This window comes from Sulfurimonas sp. (assembly GCF_023229025.1).
Lineage (GTDB): Bacteria > Campylobacterota > Campylobacteria > Campylobacterales > Sulfurimonadaceae > Sulfurimonas.
In genome coordinates this window covers 1-13,086 of the sequence record NZ_JALOAA010000007.1, presented here as the reverse complement: position 1 = coordinate 13,086, position 13,086 = coordinate 1, and the positions used below count along the sequence as shown (strand labels likewise).

The following is a 13,086-nucleotide window of genomic DNA, read 5'->3' as shown; positions in this document are numbered from 1 at the left end:
ATAACATCATCTTAGTAAATATTTTTACTGAAATGTAGTTCCACCGTCAACTACGATAGTCTGTCCGGTAAGCCAAGATGAGCCATCTTTGCAAAGAAACAGACATGCGCCCGTCAAATCTTCTGCAACCCCCATTCTAGATAGTGGGGAGCGACGTATCACTTCACTCTTGACCTCTTCATAATTTGGAAAAGCCTTTAGCGCATCAGTGTCAATCGGTCCACCGCTTACCGCATTTACGCGTATATTTTTTTCACCTAACTCTGCAGCTGCATAACGAACCATAGCTTCAACAGCCGCCTTATTTGCTCCATGCCCTGCATAGTTTGGGGTATATACAAGATTACCGGTAGAGCTCATGCTTATAATGCTTCCGCCACCTGTTTTTTCCATTCTTTTAGCAGCCTCTTGTGCACCGACTACAAAAGCATCAACAGTTGCAGTGTAGATGTTGTTTAAACCTTTTGGCTTAAGCCTCATAAAAGGACCAAATCCACCGACTACTGCACGACCGGAGATAATAGCGTTTGATATAAAAAAGTCTAGTCTGTCAAAATCTTCATCAAAAAGTTTATATACATCTTGGTAAGTTAACGGTTCTAAAATATCTAGTTTGTAAGCACGGGCTTTAACGCCATATTTTGATTCTATGTCAGCAATTATCTCATTTGCAGTATCCGCTTTTGTTGCATAAGTAAATGCCACATCACACCCTTCTTGAGCAAAAGCATATACGATTGCTTTGCCGATTCCACGAGTTCCGCCACTAACAAATAGAGTTTTTCCTCTCATTTCATAATCCTTTAATTTCATAATTTTTCATAGCACTCTCTAGTTTTTTCATATTTTGCGCACTAGGAGCAACAAGAGGAAGTCTGTACTCTAGAGTCTTGAGTAATCCTGCAATATACATAGCGGCTTTTATCATGATAGGGTTTGATTCTATAAATAGAGCTTTGTTGATTGAAAAAAGCTTGTCATTTATAGCCTTTGAGGCTTTAAAATCACCACTAAGAGCAAGGCGTACCAACTCACTTTTTAAATCGGGAAGTAGATTTGCTGAAACAGAAGTTATGCCTGCTCCGCCGTTAGCAAGCATAGGGTAGTCAATAGCATCATCACCTGAGAAAACTTTAAGTTCAGGTCTGCGCGAGAGAAGTTCCACGCTTCTCTCAAGGCTTCCTGTCGCTTCTTTAATGCCGTATATGTTTTTAACATCATCAAATAACCTTATAACGGTATCGGCAGTTATGTCAACAACGGTACGCCCCGGTACATTATATAGCATAAAAGGGAGTTCGCTAACAGATTCGGCAACAGCCTTGTAGTGTTGGTACAGTCCCTCTTGAGACGGTTTAACATAGTAGGGTGCAACAGAAAATATTGCATCAACTCCACACTTTTGTGCTGTTTTTGCGGCTTCTATTGCTTCTGCGGTTGAGTTGCTTCCTGCGCCCGCAAGAACTTTTGTATCAGTTCCTTTGCAGACCTCTACGGCTATCTCCATGCATCTTTTATCCTCTTCGTAAGTAAGAGTAGCACTCTCACCGGTAGTTCCAACCGGACATACTGCATTTATGCCGTTTTTAATCTGTCTTTTTATCAGATCCGCATAAGTCTGTTCATCCAGTTTTCCATTTTTAAATGGAGTAATTAGCGCAGTCGTTGAACCTGTTACTATATTCATCTAGTTTCCTTTTTTAAAATTAGTGTTGTTGATTTGTCAAAATCAAAGTACTTTTGTGCAACTTCTTGTACATCTTCTTGTCTGATTTTTTCAATATTCTCTTCATATGTTAAGAGTGGTGTCAAATCTCCACGTACAAGGTAGCTTCCAAAAAGGTTTGCTACCGAGGTTGAGCTCTCTAGTGAGTAGATGAAGTCCGCTTTTGAGTTTATTTTTACCTTCTCAAGCTCTTTTTGTGACACAGGCTTATTTTTTATAAGTTCTATCTGTTTTATAAGCTCATGTTCAACATCCTCAGCTTTTACTCCCGGGTTACAAGTAGCTAAAAATATAAAAAGCCCCGGATCTATATTTTCCATATTGTAAGCATAAACACTATTAACAAGATGTTTTTTGTCTATGAGTTCTTTATAGAGTCTAGAGCTTTTTCCCGAAAATAGTATTTCAGAAATTGCACTAAGTGTCACTTGGTCTTTATGTTTAAAGTTAGGAATATGAAATGTAATAGCAATCATTTCAACTTCACTCTCTTTTTTAATTATGACTCTTTTTGGACCATCTTGCTCTGGCTCTACAAACTTAAACTCAGGGATTGTAGTTCCGTTTTTAATATCTCCGAACTCTTTTTTGGCTTTTTTAAAGACCTCTTTTGGATCAACATCGCCCGTTACCATTAAAATGGCATTGTTTGGCTGGTAGTAAGTTTTGTGAAAATCTTTAATATCTTGAAGTGCCCATGTCTGAATATCGTTCATAAAACCAATCGGTGTCCAGTGGTACGGATGGTAAACGTAAGCGTTGTTAAACATTGCAAAGTAGAGATAGCCAAGCGGAGAGTTTTCTGTTCTCCAGCGTCTCTCTTCTGCCACTACGTCGCGTTCAGGCTGAAACTCTTTATCTTTGAGATTTAGATTTTGCATAAGTTCTGCATAGAGCTCAAGTGATTTATCAAGATTTTTTGTACTTGATTTTATGTAGTAGTGTGTGTAGTCAAAGCTTGTAGAAGCATTATTAATACCGCCTACGCTTTTGACCTCTTTGTCAAATTCACCGGCATCTAGATTTTTTGTAGATTTGAAGTTCATGTGCTCTAACATGTGAGCTATTCCCGTTTTGCCCATAACTTCGTTTCTGCTTCCGACCTTGTAAAAAATATCGGTACTGATAACATTTGTGTTGTTCTTTAGTGGAATAACAACGATTTGCAGTCCGTTTTTAAGAGTTTTTGTTTCATATTTTGGTAGTGAAGATGACATTAGTGTTCCTAAGATTAGTGTGAGTGCTAAAAAAATTTTCATGCTATTTTCTATCCGCGCCTATTGCTTGTGTGATATTAGTATATCCATCAGCTCTTATTAGCTCTGTGAGCTCAATATTTATATTTTTTATCAAATCTGGTCCGCCAAAAATAAGTCCGCTATATATTTGAACAAGAGAAGCACCGGCTTTTATGCGTCTGTATGCCTCTTTAGCAGAGTCAATTCCGCCGACGGAGATAAGTGTGGTTTTGCCAAAGAGTTCTTTTGCCACAGCTTCAAATATCTCAAAGCTCTTTTCCTTAAGCACTGCACCGCTAAGTCCGCCTATATCTTTTGGGTTTTTTACAAGTGAGTAGTCAATAGTTGTATTTGTAGCTATTATACCATTAGCACCGCACTCTACTGCTAGTTTTGTTAATGACACCGCATCTTCTTTGCTCATGTCGGGTGCAATTTTTAGTAGTATAGGCTTGCTTGTTATGGTTTTTGTCTCAGAAAAGAGTCTTTTTATAAACTCCTCATTTTGTAAATCTCTAAGACCGGGAGTGTTTGGTGAAGAGATGTTTATTACCAGATAATCACCTAGTTCATGTAGAGCTTTTATGAGAGTTGTGTAGTCGTTTATAGCTTCAGCATCGGGGGTGACTTTATTCTTCCCTATATTTATACCAATAGGAGTAGTAAAAGGAAATCTTGTTTTTAATCTTTTTTGAACTTTTAGAAGTCCGTCATTATTAAAGCCCATCGCATTTTGAATAGTTTGCTCCTCAATATGTCTAAACATTCTAGGTTTTGGATTTCCCTCTTGAGGCTTTGGCGTAACGGTGCCTATCTCTGTAAAACCAAATCCTAAAATCTGCATACCGCGAATCATGGTCGCATTTTTATCAAACCCTGCACCAAGACCCACCGGATTTAAAAATGTACGCCCAAATAGCTCTTGCTTTAGGATATTATTTGTTATAAAGTGGGATTGTAAAAAGGGGTTAAAAGGTATCTGACAGATATTTGGCAATCTAAGTGCAAACTCCGCAAGATGATGCGCACTCTCAGGTTCGAGCTTAAATAGCCAAGGTTTTATAGTCCGGTAATCTATCATGAAGTTGCCTCTTTAGCTTTATTAAAATTTAGTGATTATACTCAAAAAAGGTAAAGGAGAGTTGATGCTCTTGGCTATTATACTAAGTGTTCTTTCTCATTTCTTAAAAATTCAAGAAAAAATACCAAAAATATTGAGAGAATTAGCCCTGTTATAAAAGCAACAGCTATGATAAGTTTTTTCTTTGGTGCATTTATTGGAGAATCATCTATATTTATATCGCCAATCTGTTTTGTCATTATGTAGTTACTATAAAAATTAGCTTTTTCTTTATGTCTGTCTAGTATAAAAGAGACAGCTTTATTTAAATCTCTTTTTATTAAATCTTTGTTGCTGTTTGAAGTAGCAAGTTCGAGTAACTTATTTGTACTTCTGGGAGTGGAAGCAGATAAGTTTTTAAATTGAGTAGATATTACAGCGGATAAATTATTAGGATTATCAAAATAGCTAGTTCCAAAATTCTCACTCTGAATTTCACCTATCTCTACTAAAACTTTACCTTGATAAATTGGTGTTGGGTTTTTCATTAAAGCATAAACAGTAGCAACAAGAGTAACCACTAAAGTTATTAAAATTATTTTTGTTTTATGTTTTATTAGAGTTTTAAAAAGTTCTCTTAAATCTATCTCATCTTTTTGTATAGCATAACTGCTGTTACTGTTCATAGTTGTTTTCCTTTATTTTACATATAAAAATAGAATAATACAAAGATACACCTTTTATCTTTCTTGCCTAATATAAGATGCTTTTATGTGCAAGTTCTAACATCTCTTTGTCTCCTGAGCTGTCTCCGTAAGCGTAAACTACTTTATAATCTTCTACTTTTAAAAACTCTTTTATGCGACTCTCTTTCTCTTTACCGTGGCAGTTTTTAGTTAAAAACCTGCCGGTAAATTCTCCCTCTTTAAACTCAAGCCGAGTTGAGAGAAGTTCTATGTTGTTTTTATCACACCATGGCTGTAGCCAACACTGCATTGAAGCGGAGACTATAACGACTCTATCGCCGTTACTTTGATGCTCTCTTAAGATATTTAACCTCTCTTGATTTATAATCAAATCAAGCTTTTCATGAGAGAAATCTCTAGCTCTTTTTTTAAAAAGCTCCTCACTTACACCTTTGAAAAAGATTCTAAAAAGATGCTCTTTTGCTGCACTATTACTCATGATTTTTGTTTGCCAAAGAACCAAATAGGGAAGAAACTTAAACATCTTAATGAAGTACTCTTTTTTGCCTACGCTATATTTTAAAAACTCATCAAGAGAGTCTTTTGTAGTAAGTGTGCCGTCAAAATCAAAGAGTGCTAAATTCATCTACTCTCACCGCTGTAGTATCTCTCTTTAAAGTAACATCTGCCAATCGGAAGCCATTTGGGGATATTATAGAACTTCTCATTTTGAAAATCAAGATATAGCATTTTGTAGTTTTCATAGTTAAACTTTTGGCATGAGGCTGCAAAAAAATCTGCACCTTCAACTTTAAAACTATTTAGTGTGTAGGAGCTGCAGACCTCTTGGAGCTGCTTCTCATTAATCTCTCTTTTGTTAAACAGAGTTATATCGCTCTTATCTAGAGTTCTAACATCCAATAGTTTGTCATCAAATCTGCCATATTTTGAGTTGTTAAATAGAACCGTTATCTCTTTTTTGCAGTAGTGTGAGAGAACTGAGGCAGTTGAGTAGCTGTATGTAAAAATTCTCTCATCGTCAAAAGCATCAAGCTCATTGCATATAGCTTGCGGCTTTGTGTACATGATGATATCGGAATATTTTTTATGCTCCTTTAGCAGTGACGTAGGAAGAAGTAAAATAATAAGAACAATTGCTGCATGAGCAAATGTAAAAATAGCGTTGTATTTAAAAAGCTTGGCAGATTTTTTACTCTCTAAAAATACAAAGAGTAAAAATATATACGGTATAAAAATTAAAAACCAGTGAAGTCCTATTTTGTTTTTTAGCGAGACTACCAAAAAGATAAAAAAAGCAAGGCTGAGGATGGAGATAAGTAGTTTAAGTAGTTGCGTTCTCTGGAATCTAGATTTTAGTAAATAGTAGGCTCCCCAAGGAGTTAATATATATAAAATAAGTCCAAAATAGCCAAGAACTGTACCGATGGAGTAGCTGCTATCTTCTGTTCTTGCAAAGAAGTTAAAGAGTATGTTGTTCCAGCAACTGTTGTAGTTGAAGTAAAGATTTTGGGCGATAAAGAGTGATGCAAGGACAGTAACAACAAGTACAGTTTTTATAGCTTTTAACTTGTAGATATAGAGTGAAAATATAAGCAGCGATAACATTAAAAAGAGTGCAAAATATTTACTTAAAAATGCAGAACCTAAAAATATACCCGCAAGAAGAGCGTATCTCAGCCACTCCTTTTTCTCAAGCGAATAGAGTAGAAAGAGAGTTCCTAGCGAGCTAAAAAAGAGCAGGGCGACATCATTTGTCATAAGCACAAGCAGTATGTCAACAGGGGAAGCCAAGAAAATAAGCGCTGCATAAAAAGCACTCTTTTTTTCAACTTTATAAAGAAGGGCGATTTTGTAGATGACAAAAGCGGTAACAAATGTGGTGATGACGGCAAATAGCCTGAAAAACATATGAGAATCGCTGATATAACTCATAAGATAAATAACCCAACCGACCATTGGAGGGTGATCGTAGTAGCCCATACTTAAGTTGTCTGCCCACTTAATAAAATAGGCTTCATCGCCCGTTAATGGCAGAAGTATAAGAATTAAAATCTTAAGAGCAAAGATTGCAAAGAGGGTGTTAATCTCTTTTTGATAACTCTTTATCATATGCTCATTTTCTTAAATATGAACTCTGGGATATGTTTTATGACTAGCATTATAAGCATCCAGATGCTTTTTGTATAGAGAATATTTCTGCCTTTTTGTTGCGCGTTAAATATATCTTCTGCAATATCTTGAGGCTGTGCTGTAAGTTTTTCCGGCAGATCAAGATTTTCAGTCATTTTAGTGTTTACAAAGCCGGGTTTTACAGTGAGGACTTGTACGCCGCACTCATATAGTCTGTTTCTAAGACCGCTTAGATATGTTGAAAAAGCAGCTTTAGCACTTCCATAAATATAGTTAGCTTTTCTACCTCTATCTCCTGCAACAGAACTGACACCTACTATAAAACCTCTTCTGTGACTCTCAAAATCATTTGCTACTATGTTTAAGATACTTACCGCACCTGTATAGTTCACGTTGATGGTATTTAGAGTCTCGTTCCAATTTTTTTGTGCTGTTTTTTGCTCTGTCATGTAACCTGAGACTACGATAACGCCAAGAGGTTTCTCCTCAAGCTTTGTATAAAAATCTTCATGAGTGTCGTAAGCTGTTATATCAAACTCTTTTAGCTCTACTTTTACACCGCTTCTGACTTCAATATCTTGTTTTAAATCCCCTAAAGACTCACTCTCTCTTGCCGCTAGATAGAGGTTGTAGCCATTTTTGGCATAAGTTCTAGCCACCTCTTTTGCAATGTCGCTCTTAGCGCCTATTATTAGAACATAACTCATATTTGCACCCTTTTTGATTGTAATGAATGTAGTTTCTTATCCATGTTGTTCTCTCTTCTGTACTCTCTAAATTTCTCTATTTGAGGATAACCCTTCTCAAACGTCTCTTTGCTTACTCGCACATCTTTTGTGAGATATATACGACCGCCGAATTTGACTACTACCTCATCAAGAGCGCTAAGAAGTTCAAAAAGTCCATCTTCTATCTTAAAGTCAAGTGCTAAAGAGTAGCCCTCTATTGGGAAAGATAGGTAATTTTTGTTCTCCTTACCGTAGAGTTTTAAAACTGCTAAAAATGAGCCTTTTCCTGAGGCAGAAATCTTAGTAAGTATCTCTTTTAAACCCTCATAACTATGCTCTTTTGGCAGTATAAATTGGTACTGCGTAAAACCGCCTTTGCCGTAGATGCGGTTCCAATTTCCTATGGCATCAAGCGGATAGAAAAATGTATCAATACCTACTTTTTGTTTAGAGATGCCATCTTTTGCTTTTGCGTAGTAGAGCCAGTTAAAGGCTTTTACAGTGAGCTTGTTTAGGGCAAAGGAGGGAAAATTAAAGGGTATGCCAAGCTTCATTTTGCTTCTGTACTCAAGGTTTCCGTCATCAGCAAAATCACCTACCATAAGCAGACACTTCCCTAACTCCTCATCTTTTGCCAGACAATCTATCCATGCAACGGAGTAGGGCATCTCTTTGTGATTTTCAAAAGCCTCAAAAGTCTCTTTGAGGTTTTTTGTCTTTATGGTTGTCTGTTTTATAAACTGTGAGTTTATCTTCTTTAGCGATAGTTTTGCACTGAGTATTACGCCGGTTAGCCCCATTCCTCCGCAAGTTGCATAAAAGAGCTCATCCCCTTTTTTACAAACTTTTGTATCTCCGTTTGGCAACATAATTGTAAACTCTTCTACAGACTCGCTAAAACACCCCTCGATATGATGGTTTTTTCCATGCACATCACTTGCAATCGCTCCGCCGACAGTTATTAGTTTAGTTCCAGGAGTAACCTTTAAAAACCAGCCTCTCTTAACAACCGAGTCAACTATTTCGCTAAGAAGCACGCCTGCTTGACATGTCAAGATGCCGTTTTGCTCATCAAACTCTAAAAAATTGTTGTAGTTCTTGCAGTAGAGTATATTTTCGTTTATGGCGCTATCTCCGTAACTTCTGCCGTTTCCAAATGGTATAAACTCACTAGTGTTGTCAATATACTCATGTAAGCTCTTCGTATCTCTTAGAGAAAATTTTTGATTTTTGATTTTTGGGTACATTCCCCAGCTAATTAAACTCATAATTTAATCCTTAAATACAAATTTTTTATCTAAAAAATACTTCACGACATAACCGATGCTAAGACCCACTACCGCGCCGACATATTTGGCATTTTCGCTCTCATACATGTAGTCAAATCCAATCTCAAAGCCCCAGAAGATAAAAGTTGTGAAAACTCCCATGAGTGAGTAGAGAAAGAACTTCTTACCGTCATCTTTTTTGCTCTTTGGAGTGTGAAAAAAGATATATTTTTTATCCAAGATATATTTTAACACTAAACCTGCAACAGTTCCCATAAACATAGCAACATATAGCGACAATATACCATCATAAATCAAAAAACTAAGATATTGAAACATGATATTGACGACAGTCGATATCAGCGCAAAAACGGTATATTTAAAGGCAATCATATAAACTTTGTAATCCCTATAAAACTAATGAGCCACAGAATAATTGTCACTTTTAAAAACCTATCTTTTATTAAAATCTTTGTAGGACTTGCGCTATCTTGCTCCACAAAGGTTATCTGCATATACCTGAGAACTCCGAGGATAACAAAAAAAGATGTCAAATAGAGGTAGTTACTGTTGAGTCTCTGGGTGACTTCTGGGGAGATAGTGTACATTATGTAGCTAAGGATGACGACTCCTGCCATAAGTACCATCGAAGCGTTTACAAACTCAAGGTTATAGCCATCTATATTTTTTCTTGTCTCTTGACCGCCAAGTGATAGTAAAACATCGTCTCTTCTTTTTGCCAAAGCTAAAAATATCGCTAAAAGAAAAGTTAGCAGGATTATCCACATAGATAGCTCAACGTCAGTAACTACCGAGCCTGCAAAGAGTCTTAGCACAAAACCCGTTGCGATTATAAAAATATCTAAAATCGAGATGTGTTTTAGCTTTATGCTGTATAGAATGTTTAAGAAAAAATATATTAATAAAACTCCAAATAGTTCTATATTGAAGATAAAGGATAAAAAGAGCGATGTTGATGAGAGTAGAAACATCAAAATTATTGCACTCTTTTTAGAGATGCTTCCATTTGCTAGCGGTCTGTTTTTTTTAGTTGGATGAACCCTATCTTCTTCTATATCTAAGAGGTCGTTAAATATATATATGCTGCTTGCAGTAGCACTAAAGAGTAAGAAGGCAAAGAGGGTGTTTATGCAGTTTTGAGCATCAAAGAATGAGAGTGAAAAGAGTAGAGGCAGAAAAATAAATAGATTTTTTATATATTGATGGACTCTTAGCAGCTTGAAAATTTGACCCAAAAAGACAACCTTAACTTTTTAAGCCGATTATAACATTATAAGTATAAAATAAAAGGAAATATTACATATATGGAGAGAGATATGAGCAAAGTTTTAGTGCCGTTGGCAAATGGGTTTGAAGAGATAGAGGCGATAAATATTATAGATGTATTAAGAAGGGCAGAAATAGAGGTCATTATAGCTTCTTTGGATGATAAAAGTGCAGTTAAAGGTGCACACAACGTCACTGTTTTGGCAGATGCTAAGATAGAAGACGTTGATGTAGATTCTCTTGATATGATAGTCCTACCCGGAGGATGGGATGGAACGGTTGCTCTTCGTGATGATAAGCGTGTACAGGCTATACTCAAAGAGATGGATGAAAAAGGCAAAAATATAGGAGCTATCTGCGCCGCGCCGCTTGCTCTACATAAAGCGGGCGTGCTTAAACATAACTATACATGCTATCCGAGCATAGAGGAGCAGATTAGAGAGGATGGTTTTAGTGATAAGAAGATGGTAGTTGAGGATGGCAATGTTATGACATCACGCGGACCCGCAACGGCTATTTGTTTTGCGCTTGAGATTGTTAAAAAGCTAAAGGGGAATCAGAAGTATCTTGATGTTAAATCTGCTCTTTTGGCTGAGTACTGTAACTAACTCTTTTATGCTTTAGAGAGTTTTTTTAAAAACTAGGTTTTTAAGACTCCTCTCTTCATCTTGGCTTGCAAACTCTTTTGGATTTTCAAGACGCTCTATAAGTCTAAAATCGGGAGCAAACTCTTGTATAAGCTCTATCAAAAAAGTTGAGTCTAAATCAGGCGAGTTTAGGCAAGCTAGGAGTATGCAATCATCAGACGCAATATCCGGTAATTTTTTTATAATCTTCTCATAATCTTTTGTTGCCTCAAAGCTCCCTTTTTGAAAGGTCGGCGGGTCGATGATAATCAAATCAAAAGGTCCCTTTTTTTTGATGCGAGAGAACGATTTTAATATGTTGTATGGTAAAAAACTGACACCTTTTGTATCAATGTCATTTAGATGATGGTTTGAGCGTCCTACCGAGAGTGCGCTTTTGCTCATATCTATGTTTGAGACACTCTGTGCACCTCCAAGTTTTGCCGCAACGCTAAAAGCGCAAGTGTAAGAGAAGAGGTTTAGAACATTTTTATCTTTGGCGTTTTCTCTTACGAAATCTCTGCCGTTTTTCATGTCAGGAAAGTAGAGGCTGTTTTGGTTTGATAGAAGATTTAGTTTAAACTTTATACCGTTTTCAAGAGCAAAAAGATTCTCTTGAAGCTCCCCGATTAAAACTTCACTTAGAGATCCTTTTATGTATCTTCGTTGTACTACTAAAGTTGTGTGTCTTGAAGTTTTTACAAAATCCTTTAGCATCTCTAAAAGCGCATCTTCATTTGCTTCTTTAAAATATATAGCCACGCTGAGTATCTTATCTACCGAGTCTATTGTTAGATGCCTCCAACCTTCATATAAACCGCCTCTGCCATGAAAAATTCTCTTAAACTCATCTGTTAATCCATCCGAGTTTTTCTCAAGAAGAGTTTTTAATTTATCTATATCCATTTTATGCCTGATTTTTTTTGTATAATTTTAGCTATTAATGCACTAAAAGGCAAAACTTGAATACAAAAGTAGTTGTTATCGGCGGAGGTTACGGAGGGCTTAGGGCTGTTGAGTTTTTATCTAAAGATGCCGGTATAGACATCGTTCTAATTGATGAAAACCCATATCACTATCTTCAAACTGAAGCTTATGGATATATTGCAGGCAAATTTGATATGCATGACTTGGCAATTGACTTAAAAGAGTGGTGTGACGGCTTTGAAGGTAGGGTCAAGTTTATTCATGACAAAGTAGTAAGTGTTGATTTTGACAAAGAGTTAGTAAAGAGCGCTTCTTCTGTAATAGATTATGATTACCTAATCATAGCAACAGGTGCGAAAACAAACTTTTTTTCCTTTATAGAGGGGTTAAAAGAGCACAGCTATGGAGTAAAAAATCTTCATAGAGCTTTTAATTTTAGAGTTGAATTTGAAAATCTAATATATAAAAAACTGCAAAATACAAAAGAGAGCGAAGATATAAACTTAGTCATAGGCGGGGCAGGATTAAGCGGTGTAGAAGTTGCAGCTGAGATGGCACATGTGATAGAGGAGTATAAAAAAACTATCGGAGATAGGGTAAAAAGCATAAAAATCTATCTCATAGATGCGAGTAAAACTATTTTACCCGGCATGAGCGAGTTTATTATAAAAAATACCCAAAAAAGGTTAGAGTCTTTAGATGTAAATATCTTAACTGAGACTTTTATAGATAGGATGGATGAGAGTTATATCTACTTTAAAGACTCTCAAAAACTAAAATATCACTCTATGATTTTTACAGGCGGTATAAAAGCATCAGATTTAAACGACTCGCTGGATGTAGAGAAAAACAGCATCTCTCAGTTTATTCCAAATAGAGATCTAAGTATAGATACACGAGGAAATGTCTTTGCAGTAGGGGATTGCGTTGAAATAAAAGATGCAAAAGGAGAGATACTTCCTCCTACGGCGCAGAGTGCTGAGAGAAGTGCAGAGTATGCGGCAGAAGCTATAATAAGTAAAATAAACAAAAAGAGAGTCAAGCCGTTTGATGCAAGTATGCTTGGGATTTTTATAGCCTTAGGTGGAAAATACTCTGTTGGCGAGTTGTTTGGTTTTATAAAAGTGAGTGGATACGTGGCATATCTTCTAAAAAAGGCTATTACGAAGGTTTACTATTTTGGACTTCGCCTTCGCATAAACGCGGGATATAAAAATAGAATAAAAAAGGAGAGGTGAGGCTACACCTTCTCCCAAAAAGTCCCCTGCGCAGTATCCATTATGCTAACACCAAAGGCTAAAATCTCATCACGGAGTTTGTCCGAACTTGCGAAATCTTTTGCTTTTTTTGCTTCATCTCTTTTTTGGATTAACATATCGATTTTAGCTT

14 protein-coding genes are annotated in these 13,086 nt (G+C 36.4%); 2 read left to right on the top strand and 12 right to left on the bottom strand.

Features of this window, described 5'->3' with window-relative positions; all coding sequences use genetic code 11:
- Window positions 1–24: 24 nt before the first annotated feature.
- The 11 genes from M0Q20_RS02845 to M0Q20_RS02795 all read right to left on the bottom strand — a co-directional run bounded on the left by M0Q20_RS02845 (window position 25) and on the right by M0Q20_RS02795 (window position 10,113).
- Window positions 25–813: an enoyl-ACP reductase gene (locus tag M0Q20_RS02845; RefSeq protein ID WP_295058648.1), complete on the bottom strand. Its 789-nt coding sequence runs from the start codon at window positions 811–813 to the stop codon at window positions 25–27.
- Window positions 794–1,687: a 4-hydroxy-tetrahydrodipicolinate synthase gene (dapA, locus tag M0Q20_RS02840; RefSeq protein ID WP_295058647.1), complete on the bottom strand. Its 894-nt coding sequence runs from the start codon at window positions 1,685–1,687 to the stop codon at window positions 794–796. Before dapA ends, M0Q20_RS02845 begins: the two co-directional genes overlap by 20 nt.
- Entirely contained in the window at window positions 1,684–2,943 is a 1,260-nt protein-coding gene (locus M0Q20_RS02835; RefSeq protein ID WP_295058646.1) for a pitrilysin family protein, read from the bottom strand. The genes dapA and M0Q20_RS02835 overlap by 4 nt, the downstream gene beginning before the upstream one ends.
- A gap of 43 nt (window positions 2,944–2,986) precedes the next feature.
- Entirely contained in the window at window positions 2,987–4,045 is a 1,059-nt protein-coding gene (locus M0Q20_RS02830) for a quinone-dependent dihydroorotate dehydrogenase (protein WP_295058645.1), read from the bottom strand.
- Window positions 4,046–4,122: 77 nt separating this feature from the next.
- Window positions 4,123–4,710: a Wzz/FepE/Etk N-terminal domain-containing protein gene (locus tag M0Q20_RS02825; protein WP_295058644.1), complete on the bottom strand. Its 588-nt coding sequence runs from the start codon at window positions 4,708–4,710 to the stop codon at window positions 4,123–4,125.
- Window positions 4,711–4,777: 67 nt separating this feature from the next.
- Window positions 4,778–5,356 (bottom strand): HAD family hydrolase, encoded by a 579-nt coding sequence (locus M0Q20_RS02820; protein WP_295058643.1) that lies wholly within the window; start codon window positions 5,354–5,356, stop codon window positions 4,778–4,780.
- Window positions 5,353–6,840 carry a glycosyltransferase family 39 protein gene (locus M0Q20_RS02815; RefSeq protein ID WP_295058641.1) on the bottom strand — a complete coding sequence of 496 codons (1,488 nt, stop codon included), beginning with the start codon at window positions 6,838–6,840 and terminating at the stop codon, window positions 5,353–5,355. Before M0Q20_RS02815 ends, M0Q20_RS02820 begins: the two co-directional genes overlap by 4 nt.
- Complete coding sequence (locus tag M0Q20_RS02810; RefSeq protein ID WP_295058639.1) at window positions 6,837–7,568, bottom strand: SDR family oxidoreductase; 732 nt, start codon at window positions 7,566–7,568, stop codon at window positions 6,837–6,839. The genes M0Q20_RS02815 and M0Q20_RS02810 overlap by 4 nt, the downstream gene beginning before the upstream one ends.
- A complete protein-coding gene (locus tag M0Q20_RS02805) occupies window positions 7,565–8,857 on the bottom strand; it encodes an FAD-binding oxidoreductase (RefSeq protein ID WP_295058637.1) in 1,293 nt (430 codons plus the stop codon). The genes M0Q20_RS02810 and M0Q20_RS02805 overlap by 4 nt, the downstream gene beginning before the upstream one ends.
- Before the next feature lie 3 nt (window positions 8,858–8,860).
- On the bottom strand, window positions 8,861–9,250 hold the full coding sequence (locus M0Q20_RS02800; protein WP_295058636.1) for a GtrA family protein: 390 nt from the start codon (window positions 9,248–9,250) through the stop codon (window positions 8,861–8,863).
- Window positions 9,247–10,113: a decaprenyl-phosphate phosphoribosyltransferase gene (locus M0Q20_RS02795; protein ID WP_295058634.1), complete on the bottom strand. Its 867-nt coding sequence runs from the start codon at window positions 10,111–10,113 to the stop codon at window positions 9,247–9,249. Before M0Q20_RS02795 ends, M0Q20_RS02800 begins: the two co-directional genes overlap by 4 nt.
- A gap of 81 nt (window positions 10,114–10,194) precedes the next feature.
- Between M0Q20_RS02795 and M0Q20_RS02790 the strand changes: the two genes are divergently transcribed.
- On the top strand, window positions 10,195–10,752 hold the full coding sequence (locus M0Q20_RS02790) for a DJ-1 family glyoxalase III (RefSeq protein ID WP_295058633.1): 558 nt from the start codon (window positions 10,195–10,197) through the stop codon (window positions 10,750–10,752).
- Between the two features lie 12 nt (window positions 10,753–10,764).
- Here M0Q20_RS02790 and M0Q20_RS02785 read toward each other — a convergent pair whose 3' ends face one another.
- The gene (locus tag M0Q20_RS02785) at window positions 10,765–11,676 is read right to left on the bottom strand and encodes a class I SAM-dependent methyltransferase (RefSeq protein ID WP_295058631.1); all 912 of its coding nucleotides are present in this window, start codon (window positions 11,674–11,676) and stop codon (window positions 10,765–10,767) included.
- Window positions 11,677–11,732: 56 nt separating this feature from the next.
- Here M0Q20_RS02785 and M0Q20_RS02780 point away from each other — a divergent pair, with 56 nt between their 5' ends.
- A complete protein-coding gene (locus tag M0Q20_RS02780) occupies window positions 11,733–12,935 on the top strand; it encodes an FAD-dependent oxidoreductase (protein WP_295058629.1) in 1,203 nt (400 codons plus the stop codon).
- Window positions 12,936–13,086: the final 151 nt, after the last annotated feature.